This window comes from Bacillus atrophaeus (assembly GCF_039519175.1).
GTDB classification, from domain to species: Bacteria; Bacillota; Bacilli; order Bacillales; family Bacillaceae; genus Bacillus; species Bacillus atrophaeus.
The window spans coordinates 3,423,311-3,442,272 of the sequence record NZ_CP154443.1 but is presented as its reverse complement, the minus strand read 5'-3'; the positions used below and the strand labels follow the sequence as shown (position 1 = coordinate 3,442,272).

The 18,962-nt window shown below is 44.3% G+C and carries 8 protein-coding genes; 7 read left to right on the top strand and 1 reads right to left on the bottom strand.

All coding sequences use genetic code 11. The features are described from left to right. The first annotated feature begins 8 nt into the window (after positions 1 to 8). The 5 genes from AAHT65_RS17150 to proB all read left to right on the top strand — a co-directional run bounded on the left by AAHT65_RS17150 (position 9) and on the right by proB (position 11,412). A complete protein-coding gene (locus AAHT65_RS17150; protein WP_343310562.1) occupies positions 9 to 7,856 on the top strand; it encodes an amino acid adenylation domain-containing protein in 7,848 nt (2,615 codons plus the stop codon). A gap of 461 nt (positions 7,857 to 8,317) precedes the next feature. Then, the gene (locus tag AAHT65_RS17145) at positions 8,318 to 8,500 is read left to right on the top strand and encodes a hypothetical protein (protein ID WP_343310561.1); all 183 of its coding nucleotides are present in this window, start codon (positions 8,318 to 8,320) and stop codon (positions 8,498 to 8,500) included. A 378-nt stretch (positions 8,501 to 8,878) separates the two neighbouring features. Continuing rightward, positions 8,879 to 9,247 (top strand): replication termination protein, encoded by a 369-nt coding sequence (rtp, locus tag AAHT65_RS17140; RefSeq protein WP_003326000.1) that lies wholly within the window; start codon positions 8,879 to 8,881, stop codon positions 9,245 to 9,247. Positions 9,248 to 9,412: 165 nt separating this feature from the next. Further along, the gene (proC, locus tag AAHT65_RS17135) at positions 9,413 to 10,264 is read left to right on the top strand and encodes a pyrroline-5-carboxylate reductase (protein WP_088117314.1); all 852 of its coding nucleotides are present in this window, start codon (positions 9,413 to 9,415) and stop codon (positions 10,262 to 10,264) included. A gap of 23 nt (positions 10,265 to 10,287) precedes the next feature. Next, on the top strand, positions 10,288 to 11,412 hold the full coding sequence (gene proB / locus AAHT65_RS17130; RefSeq protein WP_094232155.1) for a glutamate 5-kinase: 1,125 nt from the start codon (positions 10,288 to 10,290) through the stop codon (positions 11,410 to 11,412). A 67-nt stretch (positions 11,413 to 11,479) separates the two neighbouring features. Here proB and AAHT65_RS17125 read toward each other — a convergent pair whose 3' ends face one another. Further along, positions 11,480 to 12,382, bottom strand: coding sequence for a LysR family transcriptional regulator (locus AAHT65_RS17125; protein ID WP_003326003.1), 903 nt, complete (start codon positions 12,380 to 12,382; stop codon positions 11,480 to 11,482). Positions 12,383 to 12,529: 147 nt separating this feature from the next. On the opposite strand from AAHT65_RS17125, the gene gltB reads away from it, so the two are divergent. Further along, on the top strand, positions 12,530 to 17,095 hold the full coding sequence (gene gltB / locus AAHT65_RS17120; protein WP_343310560.1) for a glutamate synthase large subunit: 4,566 nt from the start codon (positions 12,530 to 12,532) through the stop codon (positions 17,093 to 17,095). 16 nt (positions 17,096 to 17,111) lie between these two features. Further along, positions 17,112 to 18,593 (top strand): glutamate synthase small subunit, encoded by a 1,482-nt coding sequence (gene gltD / locus AAHT65_RS17115; protein WP_343310559.1) that lies wholly within the window; start codon positions 17,112 to 17,114, stop codon positions 18,591 to 18,593. Positions 18,594 to 18,962: the final 369 nt, after the last annotated feature.

Sequence of the window (18,962 nt, the reverse complement as noted above, 5' to 3'; positions counted from 1 at the left end):
GGATATTAATGTCAGAATTTAAACAACAGGAGTTGTTCTGGAGCAGCATGTTCAATGCGGAAGATCGTCCCAGTGCAGTCCCTTCGTTTCAAATGTCGGACTCAACAATAGAGCACGATGCGTCGAGTGCCCCTACCTGTATTTACAGTTCATTGAGATCCGATGTATCCCTGCGCATCATGACAATGACGAATAAATCGCCAATGGCCGTTTATATGGTTCTCTTGGTTGGAATCGAGTGTCTTTTGTACAAATATACAGGAGAAGAGGGCATTATTGTAGGTGTTCCAACCTTTGAAGACGAAACCGATGAGGATCTTCGTTTGGATCAAATCATGTTAATCAAACAAAACATAATGGCGAGCAGCACATTTAAGTCTATATTTAATGAATTCAAACATACGCTGAACGAAGCCATCTTAAATCAGCACGTGCCCTTTGATAAAATGGCCGGTCCATTGAGTCTGAATTACGATTCGAATCATTTGCCAATGATTCCTACGATCGTATCATTAGATCAAATTCACCCCACTCATTTCAGAGAAACAGTTGCTTCGGATACTTTATTTCAATTTGACATGAGGGATGACTCCATTCATGTAAAGGTAACTTATAATGAGCAAGCTTATGATCGTCAGTATATGGTGCAAGTGATTGAACATTTAAATCGTATTTTTTCGATCATGTTATTTCAACCTGACCTCACGATCCGCCAGCTTAATATTCTGTCAGATTCGGAAACAAATAAATTTCTCGCCTCTAATCAAACGGCGGCCGAGTATCCAAGGGAAAAAATGATTCATCAATTGTTTGAGGAACAAGCGGAACGTACGCCGGATCAAGTGGCTGTTGTATACGAAGATAGCCAACTGACGTACCGGGAACTGAATGAAAGGGCGAATCGACTTGCTCGGACGTTGCAATCCGAAGGCGTGCAGCCTGATGAGCCGGTTGGGATTATGGCCGAACGCTCCCTGGATATGATCGTGGGGATTTTCGGGATCTTGAAAGCCGGAGGCGCGTATGTGCCGATTGACCCGAGCTTTCCGGAGGAACGGATTCAATACATATTGGAGGATTCGGATACGAAGTTGTTATTAGTACAGAATCATTTGCGGGAGAGAGTACCTTTTATGGGGAAAGTGCTTGAACTGGAAGATCCGCATACCTTTTGCAATGACGGTTCGAACTTGGAGCCGGCGGCTGGTCCGAATCATTTGGCCTATGTTATCTATACATCAGGGTCAACGGGCAAGCCGAAAGGTGTAATGGTAGAACATCGATCAGTGATCAATCGACTGGTGTGGATGCAGGAAAAGTACCCTCTGGATGAGCGGGATGCGATTCTGCAAAAAACTGCGATCACCTTTGATGTATCGGTGTGGGAACTGTTCTGGTGGTCGATGGCAGGTTCTAAACTGGTGCTGTTGCCAAGCGGAGGAGAAAAGAACCCCGAGTTGATTTTGGATACGATTGCACAAAAAGGTGTTAGCACAATGCATTTTGTACCGGCGATGCTGCATGCCTTTCTGGAATCCATGGAGCAGAAACCGAGCGAGACGTTGAAGCGAAAGTTAGCCTCATTAAGACATGTGTTTGCAAGCGGCGAAGCTTTGAAGCCTGTGCATGTGGCAGGATTCCAACGCATAATCACGTCGGTGAGCCAGGCTCAAATCATCAACTTGTACGGACCGACTGAGGCAACAATCGATGTGTCATACTTTGAATGCCAGGCGGATGAAAAGTATGCATCGATTCCCATAGGCAAACCGATTACCAACATTCAATTGTATATATTACATGCCGGTTTAGAACATATGCAGCCGACCGGCGTGGCAGGAGAACTGTGCATAGCGGGAGACGGGCTTGCACGGGGTTACTTGAACCGTCCGGAGCTGACGGCGGAGAAGTTTGCAGATCACCCGTTTGCACCAGGAGAGAGGATGTACCGAACGGGAGACTTAGCAAGGTGGCTGCCGGACGGCAATATCGAGTATTTGGGCCGCATCGATCACCAGGTGAAAATCCGCGGGTATCGCATTGAAATTGGCGAAGTCGAAGCCGCCTTTTTTCGTATACCGCCGATTCAAGAAGCCATTGTTATTGCACAAGAAATCAACGGGGAAACATCCTTGTGCGCCTATTACACCGCAAACCGTGCATTAACAGCAGGCGAGCTCCGTGAACAGCTGTCCCGGCAGCTTCCATCCTATATGATACCTGCTTATTTCGTTCAGTTAAAAGAAATGCCGCTTACTTTCAATGGGAAAATCGATCGTCAGGCGCTGCCTTCTCCAAGAGAGAATCTTACAGGTATGAACTATGAACCTCCACGTACAGAACTGGAAAAAATACTGGCCGGGGTGTGGGAGTCGGTATTAGGCGCAGAGCGGGTCGGAATCTCGGATCATTTCTTCGAATTGGGGGGCGATTCCATTAAGTCGATTCAAGTGTCCTCAAGATTATATCAAGCCGGGTATAAGTTTGAAATCAAACACTTGTTTAAATACCCGACGATCTCCGAGCTTGTTCCTTACGTAGAGCCGGTAACCCGAATCGCAGAACAAGGAGAAATCAAAGGCCAGGCGCTGCTGACCCCGATTCAGCATTGGTTTTTTGCCCAGGAATACCCGGAATTACACCATTATAATCAAGCGGTTATGCTTTATTGGAAAGAGGGGCTAGATGAATCGAAGCTTTGGGAAGTCATGAAGAAGATTACGGAGCATCACGATGCTTTGCGCATGGTCTATGTTCCGACAGAATATGGATACGAAGCTCGAAATCGGGGGATCGGTGAAGGTGATCTGTTCAGTCTTGAAGTGATCTCATTACTCGAAGAAAACAATGTTGCCCAAGCGATAGAAACGGTATCCAATGAGATTCAGCAATCCATTCATCTAACTGAAGGACCGCTCATGAAACTGGGATTGTTTCAGTGTCAAGAGGGGGATCATTTGCTGATTGCAATCCATCATTTGGTCATCGATGGCGTTTCATGGAGAATTTTAATCGAGGATATAGCGGCTGCTTATGAGCAGCTTCAAAACGGGGAAGCGATCCGGCTTCCGAAGAAAACGGACTCCTACCTATTATGGGCCGAACAGTTGAAACGTTATGCAGGAAGTCCGGAATTTGAAATGAAAAATCAATACTGGTTCGGGCATGAACATATTCGAGCAAATGTATTGCCAAAGGATAACGAACAGGTAATCGGTCAGGCCAAAGACCAGGAAACGATCATCGTCCAATGGACGGCAGAGGAAACCGAACTTTTATTAAAATACGCTCACCGGGCTTATTCGACTGAAATGAACGATTTATTGCTGACTGGGCTGGGAATCGCTATTCATCGCTGGACTGGATATGAAGACATTCTTATTCATCTTGAAGGACATGGCAGAGAGTCTATTATTCCAGATCTCGATATTTCACGTACAGTGGGCTGGTTTACAAGCCTATACCCGGTTTCGCTCCAAATCAAGGCTGATCAGGATATCTCGCAGCAGATTAAAACAGTGAAAGAAAATTTGCGTAAGATCCCCCAAAAAGGAATAGGTTATGGCCTGATCAAGTATTTATCAGATCACCCGATAGCGTCCGAATTTACCGGACATCCGGAAATCAGTTTCAATTATTTGGGCCAATTCGATCAAGATTTCCGAAACGGGAGGCTCGAGGTATCTCCTTACTCCAGCGGGAAATTAGCCAGCGACAAGCGTCCCATAACCTATGCGCTTGATATCAACGGTATGATTTCAGACGGCCAATTGTCACTGGCCATCAGTTACTGCGGTAAACAATATCAAAGAGAAACAATGGAAACATGTGCCGATCTCTTAAAAAGCAGTTTGCAAAAAGTCATTGAACATTGTGCAGCTCAAGATCAAATTCAGCTGACACCCAGCGATATTTCGTTAAAAGAAATAACAATCGACGAATTAGATCAATTTGTGCAGCAAACGCAGCATCTTGGCGACATTGAAAATATATACCCATTAACCCCTATGCAGAAGGGGATGCTCTTCCATAGCTTGATCGATTCGGCTTCCGAAGCTTACTTTGAACAAGCCGCTTTTGATCTGAAAGGTGTCTTGGATATCGAGGCATTTAGGATGAGTTTGGCGCATTTGGCCGAAAGATATGACATTCTTCGAACTCATTTTTATACGGAATGGAAAGATCAGCCTTTGCAGATCGTATTCCGGCAAAAGCCTATAGAAACGGTCGTTGAAGATATTCGCAGCATGAACGTTCATCAACGCAGCGAATTCATTGCCGCTTTTGCGAGAAAAGATAAGGCGCGAGGATTCGATCTCACCCGAGATGCTTTAATGCGCGTATCGATCCTGCGAACAGAGGAAGATCAAGCGCGATTGATATGGAGCTTTCATCATATTTTAATGGATGGCTGGTGTTTGCCGCTTATTATGAAAGAAGTGTTTGAGACCTATTATGCGATTCTTGAGCAGAGGCAGCCGAAGCGGGGGGCCGTTACTCCGTACAGCCGATATATCGAATGGCTGGATGAACAAGATCACGAGCAAGCTGCAGCCTATTGGCAGGATTATTTGGACGGCTATGAAGGGCAAACCGTTTTGTTGAAAGAACAACTTTCCAATCAGACCAAAGGATACGAAAAAGAAGAGCATGTGTTTCGTTTAGGAAAGCAGCTCACAGAGGAGATCAAACGGACCGCCAGTCGCCATCAAGTCACCGTCAACACATGGATACAAACCGCATGGGGCTTATTGCTGCAAAGATATAACGGCAGTCAGGATGTCGTTTTCGGCACGGTCGTATCCGGTCGGCCTGCAGAAATTTCGGGTATTGAATCCATGGTCGGTTTATTTATAAATACCATTCCCGTACGAATTCATGGTCCATCTGAGATGACGGTTTCACAAGTATTGAAATTGAATCAGGAGCTGGCGCTGGCTTCTCAATCATACGATACTTATCCCTTGTATGAAATTCAGGCTCAAACCGAGCAAAAGCAGCAGTTGATCAATCATATTATGGTATTTGAGAATTACCCGGTCGAGAAACAAATGGAACATATGAAGAAGGGTGAAACCGCATTAGACATTATCAATTTTCATATGGAAGAACATACGCATTATGATTTTACTTTCATTGTCATGCCGGCTGGGGAAATTGAAATTCGTTTTGTGTACAATGCCAATGTTTATGACCAAGCTAGTGTAGAGCGGATGCAGGCGCATTTTATGCAAATCATCAAGCAAATGGCGGACGATACGGCGACTCGCGTCCAAGAACTAAATATATTAACAGCGGATGAACGATCGTTCCTTGTAGACAAGTTTAACGATACGGCGGCCGAGTATCCAAAGGAAAAGACAATTCATCAATTGTTTGAAGAACAAGCGGAACGAACGCCGGAGCAGGTGGCGATTGTTTTTGAGGATGAGAAACTAACGTATCGGCAGCTCAATGAACGGGCCAATCAATTGGCTCGAACGTTAAGGGCCAAAGGCATGCGTGCGGATCGGCTCGCAGCCATCGTCAGCGAACACAACATCGAGTTGGTTGTGGGAATACTGGCCGTATTAAAAGCCGGCGGCGCCTATGTGCCTATTGATCCGGATTATCCGGAGCACCGCATACAGTATATATTAGACGACTCCAAAGCGGAGATCATCTTGACGCAGCACCATCTTCAGCAGCGATTGGCACATGCAGGCACAATTGTTCTATTGGATGAGGAAAGCTCTTATCACGAAGAGCACTCTAATATGGAGCGGATCAGCAGTGTGAAGGATTTGGCGTATGTGATCTATACATCGGGCTCCACAGGCAAGCCCAAAGGCGTATTAATTGAGCATCAAGGCTTAACCAATTATATTTGGTGGGCTGACAGGGTATATGTGAAGGGGGAGAAAACCAACTTTCCACTATATTCGTCCATCGCTTTCGACTTAACGGTAACGTCTATTTTTACGCCGCTCATCAGCGGAAATGCCATCATTGTCTTCGGAGGAGAAGACAGGTCTACCTTGCTTTCATCCGTTGTACAGGATTCCAGGGTGGATATTATCAAGCTGACTCCGGCTCATTTGCAGTTATTAAATGAAATGAACATTCCCCATGAGTGCACGATCCGGAAAATGATTGTAGGCGGCGACAATTTAAGCGCGCGGCTGGCCCGGAACATCAGCGAGCAATTTCAAGATCAAATTGAAATCTTTAACGAATACGGGCCAACGGAAACCGTCGTCGGATGTATGATTTATTCCTTCGATCGGCAGAAAGACAGACGAGAGTCGGTGCCAATCGGTACGGCCGCGGCTAATATGAACATTTATGTGCTGAATGCGGATATGAAGCCGGTGCCGATCGGCGTCCCCGGAGAAATGTATATTAGCGGGGCCGGCATAGCCAGAGGATATTTGAACCGTCCCGATTTAACGGCTGAGAAATTTGTCGAACATCCGTTTACCGCAGGCGAGAAAATGTACAAAACGGGAGATGTCGCCCGATGGTTGCCGGATGGACATATGGAGTATTTGGGACGAATCGATCATCAGGTGAAAATTCGAGGCTACCGCATTGAAATTGGCGAGATCGAAGCGGCTTTATTGCAAGTTGAATCCGTCAAAGAAGCGGTCGTATTCGCGCTCGGAGAAGAGGGCTCCAAGCAGTTGTGTGCTTACTTGGTAGGAGACAAATCATTAAACACGCTGCAGCTCAAGCAGCAATTGCTGGACAAACTGCCGGCGTATATGATTCCAGCCTATTTTGTACGGATAGAGGAAATACCATTAACAGATAATGGTAAAATTGATAGAAAAGCTTTGCCTGCTCCTGATGGAAATATGCCGACCGGAACCGAATACGTGGCGCCCGGAACGTTGATTGAAAAGCAGTTGTCCGAGATATGGAAGGACGTTTTGGCTCATTCTGACCTGGGGATTAAAGATAACTTCTTTGACGTTGGCGGCCATTCGCTCAAAGTATTGCAATTAATTCATCAAATTAACGCGGTCTTGGGCATCAAAATGCATTATCACGTCGTTTACGATTGTCCTACCATCGAAACAATGGCACGCGTCATTCAAGCCGAGGCTTCAGAGTACAAGACGGACAGCGTATTCGTTAAGATGAATCAGAATGGTTCGATCCCTGTGTTCTGTTTCCCGCCTTTAATTGGGTATGGGCTGGTTTATAATGAAATGGCGAAAAGACTTGATGGCGACTGCGTCGTCTATGCCGCTGATTTTTTAGAAGAGCCGTCTTATGAGAAACCGATGATCGACCGGTATGTAGAAAGCATAATAGGCATTCAAGAAAAAGGGCCTTATGTTTTGCTTGGTTATTCTTCAGGATCGAATTTGGCTTTTGAGGTTGCCCAAGCCATGGAGCAGCGGGGATGCGCCGTATCCGATGTTATTATGCTGGACTCTCAAATAACCACTTCGATGACTCATTTATCGGAAGAGGAAATCGAAGAAATCGTCCATCTGAATCTGGATATCATTCCGGATTATTACAGAGAATTATTAACCATTCCTTCGATTAAGGATAAAATCAGAGGCTATCTCGCGTACCATAATCAGCTGATCAATTCCGGTGCCGTCAACGCAGACATTCATCATTTGTTATGCGACGATTTGATCGAAAGAGGATGGGCGCAATCAACTGCACACAATTACCTGGAATATGAATTAAAGGGAGACCATGTTACGATCTTTGATCTTCAACATATTGAAGAGAACGTGAATACGATTCGGTCTATTGTGAAAAGTATTGATGAGCGACATCATGGTGAACTAGTACTTCATGAACAACTATCATCGGAACCGTTTGTGAGAGATGCAAAATTTAATAGAAGATAATGGGTAGTTCGATGGTTTCATCTGACATTATTGATAGTCTCCCATTCTGCTATAATCTAGGGGAGAACGGCTGTTAGTTGCCCTAGCGATCCCTTCGATCCGTGTTGGATAGAAGCAAATCAACTAGCACTAAGATTTGGGGACAATCCCTATTTAACGTGGGAAAGCAGTTAACGCTCTCAAAATCCCCATATTACCTGAGGAAGAGCGTTTCCAAATGATCATATATATCAAAAAATCTCTCGGTAATGGCCGAGAGATTTTTTGAAGTGAAAGACACTGATGTTTTAAGTGCCATAAAGTGTCACACTACTCTCAAAGGAAACTTCTAAAAAAGGTCCAATATGGATTCTGTTGTATTCCTCAACATTATAAATTGATGGACCCATTTTCTCTTCTCATAAGGGGACATAAAAATATTAAAAATGACAAAACAGATGATAAATGGGATGTTATAAAGAATGTCAACATTTAATCAAGATGTTGTTGTTATTGATAAGGGACCTGCCGGAGCAGCTGCAGCTACCAGTGGTTTACAGATTCTAATCGTTGATGAAAAACCATTTTCACGGTATCGACCTGGGCAAAGGCTTCACCCAATGATTGATCTTGAATCGCTGTATGTTCTGTTAAATATCTTATAGCATTTACTATTAGATTTGTGTTTAGCGGAGGATGGAGCTTGGTTTGTCATTTTATCATCTTACCTCCTCAACGATTACGTTACCATTGAATTCTTTTCTATTTCAATGGACACATTTTGAAGAAAAAGTAAATCTAACAAAATATGAATTTCTTTTTAAAAAAGAGCACTGATATGAGAACTTAAACGAAAAATACGATAAAATGAACTAAATAAACTATGTACCAAATGTTCATTATAGATTTTTTTCGCTCACTAGCCATATAAACAGCACATACAAATACACAAAATAATAATCTAAGAAAAAAGCAGGAAAAAAGAGGAGAAAATTGAATATTTAGTACATAGTGTTTTCAGTTAATAGAAGGAGTGTATACGCATGAAAGAAGAAAAAAGAAGTTCTACCGGATTTTTAGTGAAACAACGCGCGTTTTTAAAACTCTACATGATTACAATGACAGAACAAGAAAGGCTGTATGGCCTGAAGTTGCTCGAAGTGCTGCGATCTGAGTTTAAACAGATCGGCTTTAAACCGAATCATACGGAAGTCTACCGGTCGCTCCATGAACTGCTCGATGACGGGATCTTAAAACAAATAAAAGTCAAAAAAGAAGGGGCCAAGCTGCAGGAGGTTGTTCTCTATCAGTTCAAAGATTATGAAGCAGCGAAACTATATAAAAAGCAGCTGAAAATCGAACTCGACCGCTGCAAAAACCTGATTGAAAAAGCACTGTCAGATAATTTTTAATAAAAGCCAAAACACCCGAAATCCAGTATATGAGCGGGTGTTTCTGTTTTCCATTATACATATTTGTCGAAAAGAAACAATAAGAATCAATAAGACCTTCAAACTTGACATCGTATCCTCACGTGGTAACATTTTAAACGTGTGAAAATTTGAGCAATAAAGGAGATGTTACCGATCTTTGATCAAAAAAGAGTAGCTTTTATTGGAGCTGGATCCATGGCAGAGGGAATGATATCAGGTATCGTTCGGGCCAACAAAATTCCGAAACAAAACATCTGCGTTACAAACCGCAGCAATACAGAGCGTTTAACTGAACTTCAACGCAAATACGGGATACAAAGCGTTACGCTGGACAATATGCCTTGTGAAGATATTGATGTGTTTATTTTGGCCATGAAGCCAAAAGACGCAGAAAGCGCTCTGTCATCCTTAAAAACGCGCATCCAACCCCATCAACTAATACTGTCGGTGCTAGCCGGCATTACAACCTCATTTATAGAACAATCATTGCATAACCAACAGCCGGTCATCAGAGCGATGCCAAACACGTCAAGCATGATCGGTGCTTCCGCTACAGCCATGGCGCTCGGCAATTATGTGTCAGGCGATTCGAAAAAGCTGGCGGCATTATTGCTTAAATGCATGGGTGAAGTGTATATCATTGAGGAAAGCCAAATGGATATTTTCACCGGAATTGCCGGAAGCGGACCTGCTTATTTTTATTATTTAATGGAATTCATCGAAAAAGCGGGGGAAGAAGCCGGACTTGATAAAAAATTATCACGAAGCATCGGCGCACAAACGCTGTTAGGCGCCGCCAAAATGTTAATGGAAACAGGAGAACAGCCGAATGTTCTTAGAAAAAATATCACTTCGCCGAACGGGACGACAGCAGCCGGACTGGAAGCTTTGAAAAAAGGCGGCGGCGGAGAAGCGATTTCTCAAGCAATTAAAAACGCCACTGACCGTTCCATTGAAATTAGTGAAAATATCGAAAAAGCGACAGCAACACTATAAAAGCGGATAACAGGAGTGATACAGTGACGTCTGATACAGAGATTAAAAGGGTCGTTGTGAAAATCGGAAGCAGTTCACTGACGAGTCTTCAAGGGGAGATCAGCAGACGCAAGTTAGAAACATTAGTCGATCAAATTGTTAAACTGAAAGATAGCGGATATGAAGTAATTTTGGTTTCATCCGGTGCTGTTGCGGCGGGATACCGCAAGCTCGGATTAATCCAAAGGCCTGAGAGTCTGCCCGAAAAGCAAGCCTCAGCTTCAATTGGGCAGGGGCTTCTTATGGAAGCTTATTCGAAATTGTTTTTATCACACGGTTATATTGCATCTCAAATTCTAATTACGAGAAGTGATTTTTCGGATGAATATCGGTATAACAATGTTCGTAATACAATGAATGTGCTGCTGGAGCGCGGGATTATCCCGATTATTAACGAAAATGACACCGTAACGGTCAATCGTCTTAAATTCGGGGATAATGACACGCTTGCTGCGAAGGTCGCCGGATTAATCGACGCCGATATGCTTGCCATTTTGTCTGATATCGACGGCTTATACAATGATAATCCGAGAAGGAATCCTAACGCAAAAAGATTAAAGAAAGTCAGTGACATCACACCGGACATAGAAGCATGCGCGGGTGACGCGGGCAGCGAGGTCGGAACTGGCGGAATGCGCTCTAAGCTTGATGCCTTTAAAATTGTTATGGCCTCTGGCATTAAAGGATTTCTCGGTCAGGCGGATTCCCCGGATATTCTGCGGCATGCGGTTACTGAATTAGCCGAGGGCACTTATTTTGAAGCGGAAGGAACACTTCCTTTAAATCATAAAGAACAGTGGATCGCATTTAATTCCGGTCCGGAAGGCGAAATTGTGCTTGTTGATGAATGCACTGATCAAATCGCGGGCGGACAATTGTGCTTATATCCGGAAGGGGTAAATGAAATTAAAGGAAGGTTCAACAGCGGATCAGTCGTCCGGCTGCTGGATCAAAATGACGAGGAACTCGGGCTCGGCATTGTAAACTTTTCTTCAGCCCAGCTTCAAACCTGGCAGAAAGACCCTCTAAAGCATAAAGACATGTTAAACAAAGCAGTGATTGACCAAGAAGCGTTTGTTTGTCATGTTGAATTGTCTCTGCCTCTTTAATAGAAGAAATAAGATATACGGGCACAGAAAAACCCGATGCTTCATGTTTAAGCTCGGGTTTTTTCATTTATTTATATTGCTCCAGTCTGGAGAAAAAACGAATAACAAATTCATAAAAATCCTTCGCCGACGGAGCAAGATCCCTGTTTTTCGGCTTAATGATGCCGACAGTTCGTTTCACTTCAGGAAATTCAATCGGAATCTTCACAGTAAAGCGCGGAATGGTCTCGGCAAACGTGCTTTCAGGCAGAAGAGTCACACCCATCCCGGCAGAAACTAACCCTTTTATTGCATCTAAATCCTCGCCCTCTGTTGAGACAATAGGGGCAAAGCCAGCCTGTTTACAAGCGTCGATCGCCATATTTCTAAGAATAAAACCTTCCGGAAACAACACAAACTGATCATTTCGCAAATCGACCAAGTGAACATTTTTTTGTTTTGCAAGCGGGTGATTTAATGGAACAAGCGCGTAAATTTTCTCTGTGAATAAAATATTTCCTTCTATGTCTGGGAAATGGGTCGGAACGGGTCCTAATAAAGCGATATCAATATCTCTGTTTTTCACTGCTTCTATCAAAAATTTGTAAGAGCCTTGGCGCAGCAAAAATGCTACATTCGGATATTCTTCCTTAAATGCTGAGACTACAGTCGGCAAGAGCTGACTGGCAAGACTTGTCGGAAAGCCGATTTTTACCGTTCCGCGATTCGGATCAAGATATTCATCAATTTGCTCCTTCGCGTAGTCAATTGCTTTCATGGCCGTCTTTACATGATCTAAAAACTGTTTTCCTATTGGTGTCAGCTTAATATTTCTGCCTTCCCGTTCAAATAAAGTAACATTCAGTTCCTCTTCGAGATTTGCGATTTGTCTGCTGATGGCCGATTGGGCGACATGCAGATGATCAGCGGCTTCTGACACATGTTCTCTGTCAGCGACCTCCATAAAATAACGCAGCTGGCGCAGTTCCATTCTAGTCTCACACCCATCTATCTCATTTTGAGATGCTTTTGATCTAAATTATATATTGTTTATATTGTTTTGAAAACCTACAATGAAGATAGAGTTGTTAGATTTTATGACCGGTAATTAACGGAAATTGATCGGGGGAGAGGAATTATGACTTACAATCACATGCCGAAAGCTCAAGGTCTCTACCGTCCAGAATTTGAACATGATGCGTGCGGAATCGGCCTATATGCACACTTGAAAGGCCATCCGACACATGACATCGTCAAACAAGGGCTTAAGATGCTTTGCCAGCTAGACCATAGAGGAGGTCAAGGCAGCGATCCGGATACCGGAGACGGTGCAGGCTTAATGGTTCAAATCCCTGATGCTTTTTTTAAAAAAGAGTGCGGAGAGATGGAGCTGCCGGAAAAAGGACGTTACGGGGTAGGAATGGTCTTTTTCTCAAATAAAGCAGAAGAAAGAGAAAAAATCGAAAAACAAATCAATCAATATATTAAACAGGAAGGGCAAACCGTTCTTGGCTGGAGAACTGTACCTGTAAATGTCGGAAAAATCGGAACAGTGGCACAAAGTACCTGTCCGTTCATCCGGCAAGTATTTATCGGGGCAGGTTCAGAGGTGAAAGACAATCTTGCCTTCGAACGTAAATTGTATGTCATTCGCAAACAGGCTGAAAATTGGGGAGTCAAAGAGGAACTCGATTTCTATTTTGCAAGCTTGTCTAGCCAAACCATTGTTTACAAAGGGCTGTTAACACCTGAGCAGGTTGACGCTTTTTATATTGATTTGCAGGATGAATCCTTTGTTTCAGCTTTTTCACTTGTCCATTCTCGATTCAGCACCAATACATTTCCGACTTGGGAAAGAGCGCATCCAAACCGATATTTGATCCACAACGGAGAAATTAACACACTGCGCGGCAATATCAACTGGATGAGAGCGCGTGAACAGCAATTTGTATCTGAAAGTTTTGGCGACGATCTCGAAAAGATCCTACCAATCTTGAATGCAGACGGCAGTGACTCATCTATTCTCGATAATGCGTTTGAATTCTTTGTCATGGCAGGAAGAAAGCCGGCGCACACAGCGATGATGCTGATTCCTGAGCCATGGACAGAAAACACACACATGTCTAAAGAAAAAAGAGCATTTTATGAATATCACAGTTCACTGATGGAACCATGGGACGGGCCGACTGCCATTTCGTTTACTGACGGCAGACAGATCGGCGCCATTTTGGACCGTAATGGTCTTCGTCCGGCACGCTATTACGTGACAAAGGATGATCATATCATTTTCTCATCTGAAGTCGGCGTCATTGAGGTAGAGCAGGAAAATGTGCTGTTTAAAGATCGTCTGGAACCTGGAAAAATGCTTTTGATTGACCTTGAAGAAGGGCGCATCATTTCAGATGAAGAAGTAAAATCTGAAATTGCAAATGAATACCCATACCAGAAATGGCTTGAGGAAGAGCTTGTCCAAGTGAACCCGGACCCTGAGACAAGGGAAGAAGAGCAGTTTAAAGACCTTTTAATCCGTCAAAAAGCCTTCGGTTATACGTATGAGGATATTCAAAAATATTTAATTCCGGTGATTACGGAAGGCAAAGACCCGCTAGGCTCCATGGGGAATGACGTGCCGCTTGCCGTCTTATCTGACCGCGCGCAATCATTGTTCCAATACTTTAAACAGCTGTTTGCCCAGGTAACGAATCCGCCGATTGATGCAATTCGCGAGCAGCTTGTGACATCCACGATGACTTGGCTCGGGGCGGAAGGAGACCTGCTTCACCCAAATGAAAGAAACGCGCGCCGTATTAAGCTATACACACCAGTTTTATCAAATGAGCAATTTTATGCGCTGAAAACAATCGTTCATCCTGATTTTAAAAGCCAAAAAATCAATGTCTTGTTCGATGAAGATTTGGAGCGCGGCCTTGAGGATATGTTTGCACAAGCTGAGAAAGCCATTAACCAAGGTGTGAGCCTATTGATTTTGTCCGATAAAGCGATGAATCAAAACCTGACTCCAATACCGCCGCTTCTTGCAGTAAGTGCATTGCATCAACACTTAATCCGGCAAGGAAAACGCACAAAAGTCAGTATCATCGTTGAATCCGGTGAAGCGCGTGAAGTTCACCATTTCGCATCATTAATCGGATATGGAGCAGACGCCATCAACCCATACCTAGCTTATGCAACCTATAAACAAGAAATTGATGAAGGCCGGCTGAATATCGGATATGAAGAGGCTGTCAGCAAGTATGGAAAAAGCATTACAGAAGGCGTCGTAAAGGTGATGTCTAAAATGGGTATTTCCACTGTGCAAAGTTACAGAGGCGCCCAAATCTTTGAAGCTGTAGGAATCAGCAGCGATGTCATCGACCGTTTCTTCACCGGTACGGCATCACAGCTTGGCGGAATTGACCTGAATACGATTGCGGAAGAAGCCAAACGCCGCCATCAAGACGCCTACCATGATGATTACACCCAAACGCTTGATTCCGGAAGTGATTTCCAATGGAGAAACGGCGGAGAGCATCACGCATTCAATCCGAAAACCATTCATACCTTGCAATGGGCTTGCCGCAATAATGATTACAATTTATTTAAGCAGTACTCTAAAGCGGCTGATGAAGAACGAATCGGATTTTTACGCAACTTGTTCTCCTTCCATGATGGCCGGAAACCTCTCAGAGTTGAAGAGGTAGAATCGGCTGAATCTATTGTAAAACGTTTTAAAACCGGAGCGATGTCATTTGGCTCATTAAGTAAGGAAGCACACGAGGCATTGGCGATTGCGATGAACCGCCTTGGCGGAAAGAGCAACAGCGGAGAAGGCGGAGAAGATCCAAGACGGTTCACCCCTGATGAAAACGGTGATGACAGAAGAAGTGCAATAAAACAAATTGCATCCGGCCGTTTTGGTGTGAAGAGCCATTATCTTGTTAATGCAGATGAGCTGCAAATAAAAATGGCGCAAGGCGCGAAACCGGGAGAAGGCGGACAGCTTCCGGGCAACAAAGTATACCCTTGGGTTGCGGACGTTCGCGGATCAACGCCGGGAGTCGGACTAATTTCACCACCGCCTCACCATGATATTTATTCGATTGAGGATTTGGCACAACTGATTCATGATTTGAAAAATGCGAATCGTGCAGCCAGAATCAGTGTCAAATTGGTTTCAAAAGCGGGAGTCGGAACGATTGCTGCCGGCGTTGCAAAAGGAACCGCGGATGTTATCGTGGTCAGCGGTTACGACGGAGGCACTGGCGCTTCACCGAAAACAAGCATTAAGCATACTGGTCTTCCATGGGAGCTCGGGCTTGCCGAAGCACACCAAACATTGATGTTAAACGGTTTGCGCGAACGCGTCGTATTAGAGACAGACGGGAAACTGATGACGGGCCGTGATGTGGTAATGGCAGCATTACTCGGAGCGGAAGAATTCGGATTTGCGACAGCTCCGCTAGTTGTTCTCGGCTGCGTCATGATGCGCGCTTGCCATTTAGATACATGTCCGGTCGGCGTGGCGACCCAAAATCCGGAGCTGCGTAAAAAATTCATGGGCGACCCTGACCATATTGTGAACTACATGCTGTTTATTGCTGAAGAAGTCCGTGAATTTATGGCAGCTTTAGGCTTCAAAACATTTGATGAAATGATCGGCCGGACGGATGTGCTGCAAATCAGCGAACGGGCGAAGGCTCATTGGAAAGCAAGCCAGCTTGATCTGTCCACACTTCTGTATCAGCCAGAGGGTGTGCGCACATTCCGAACACCGCAAAACCATAAAATTGATCAATCCCTTGATATCACGACGATTCTTCCAGCTGTAAAAGAAGCAATTGAATCAGGAAAAGAAGCAGATGTCGATGTAGAGATTAATAATACAAATCGTGTGGCAGGAACCGTAACGGGAAGCGAAATATCAAAACGCTATGGTGCAGAAGGCCTTCCGGATGACACCATTAAGCTCCGTTTCACAGGATCGGCCGGCCAAAGCTTCGGCGCGTTTGTTCCGAAAGGCATGTCACTTTATTTGACTGGAGATTCAAATGACTATGTCGGAAAAGGGCTTTCTGGCGGGAAAATTATCGTCAAAGCGCCTGAGACGTTCAATTGCTCCTCACACGATCATGTCATTATCGGCAACGTGGCATTTTACGGCGCGACAAGCGGAGAAGCGTATATCAGCGGGCGTGCCGGAGAACGCTTTGCCGTTCGGAACAGCGGAGTGAACGTTGTTGTTGAAGGGATCGGGGATCACGGGTGTGAATACATGACCGGAGGCCGGGTTGTCGTAATTGGAGATGTAGGCAAAAACTTTGCGGCCGGGATGTCCGGCGGTATCGCCTACGTCTTAACGGATGATCCAAAAGCGTTTAAACGCAAATGTAATCTTGAAATGATCTCATTCGAAGCATTAGAGGATGAGCAAGAAATTCAAGACGTCAAGGCAATGATTGAAAAACACGCGGCATACACAGACAGTCCAAAAGCGGCAAATCTCCTTATTCAATGGGAAGAAACCGTTAAGAAGTTTGTGAAGGTCATTCCGAAAAATTATAGACAAATGCTCCTCAGCATCGAAGAACAAAAAGCGGCGGGCTTATCAGAAGAAGAGGCTATTATGTATGCTTTTGAAGCCAACACGAAGCCGGCGGCAAAAGCGAAAGCATCTGCAGATCAAAAACAAGCAGTAGCACAGTAAGAAAGGGGAGAGGAACATGGGGAAACCAACTGGATTTATGGAAATCAAACGAGAAAAACCAGCTGAGCGGGACCCTCTCACTCGCTTAAAAGATTGGAAAGAATATTCGGCTCCTTTTTCAGAGGAAGCATCGAAACGGCAGGGGGCGCGGTGTATGGATTGCGGTACACCGTTTTGCCAAATCGGTGCGGACATTAACGGATTTACATCAGGGTGCCCGATATACAATTTGATTCCCGAATGGAATGACCTTGTTTATCGGGGCAGATGGAAGGAAGCTTTGGAACGTCTCGTTAAAACGAATAACTTTCCGGAATTCACAGGGCGGGTTTGCCCCGCTCCTTGTGAAGGATCTTGTACAGTAGCGATTTCTGACCCGGCCGTTTCAATTAAAAATATTGAACGGACCATTATTGACAAAGGGTTTGAAAACGGCTGGATTACACCGAGAATACCAAAAAAACGCACAGGCAAGAAAATTGCTGTTGTAGGTTCGGGTCCGGCCGGTCTTGCCAGCGCCGACCAGCTGAACCAAGCCGGGCATTCCGTCACTGTCTTTGAACGCGCAGACAGGGCAGGCGGCCTCTTAACATACGGGATTCCGAATATGAAACTTGAAAAAGGAATTGTAGAACGCCGCATCAAACTGCTGACACAAGAGGGAATCGACTTTATCACAAATACCGAAATCGGCGTGGATATCACGGCTGATGAATTGAAAGAGCAATTTGACGCTGTCATTCTTTGTACGGGGGCTCAAAAACAGCGTGATCTATTAATGGAAGGCAGGGAATCTAAAGGTGTCCACTTAGCGATGGATTACTTAACGCTTGCTACAAAAAGTTATTTAGATTCTAATTTTAAAGACAAACGGTTCATTGACGCAAAAGGGAAAGATGTTATTGTCATCGGCGGGGGAGATACAGGTTCTGACTGTGTGGCAACGGCATTGCGCCAAAAAGCGCGGAGTGTGTATCAATTCGGTAAACACCCTAAGCTTCCGGCAGCACGCACGAGCGACAACATGTGGCCTGAACAGCCCCACGTCTTTACACTTGAATATGCGTATGAAGAAGCAGAAGCCAAATTTGGAAGAGATCCGAGAGAATACTCGATTCAAACCAAAAAAATCGTCGCTGATAAAAACGGACGTTTAAAAGAGCTTCATACCATTCAAATGGAAAAAGTAAAAAATGAGCACGGAAAATACGAATTCCACGAACTGCCTGGAACGGAAAAAGTATGGCCCGCTCAGCTTGTCTTTATCGCCATCGGTTTTGAAGGCACAGAACAGCCGCTGTTAAAACAGTTTGGCGTAGATTCAACAAATCATAAAATTAACGCAGCATATGGGGATTATAAAACAAATATTGACGGCGTTTTCGCTGCAGGGGATGCCAGAAGGGGCCAAAGTTTAATTGTATGGGCAATTAACGAAGGCCGTGAAGTGGCGCGCGAAGTTGACCGTTATTTGATGGGGAGTTCAGTATTACCGTAAATAAAGGGGTTTTTATATATGATTCAGGAACCGGTTTTGATTTAGCCGGTTCCTGAATTTTTTTATTTGTGTTAAATTATTCAGGTTTCATACATTTCAAATCTGTGAGTAAGGGGGAGCGTCAGGAAAGTGCGGATTTACAATGTTAAAGAAATTCTAAAATGGGATACCGCCAACTTTTCGGAAGTGAATTTCAACATAAATATAGCCAAATCCCTGTATGTTAAGGAATTTGGCTTATGTATAGATTTTTAATCTTTATTTATTGCAATCCCAAATTCTTCGATGTAATGTTTCGCTAGAAATAGAATCTAATATAAATAAGGATTTATCAATTCGCTCCGTGGAAGTTACTAGATCCGTCTAAGC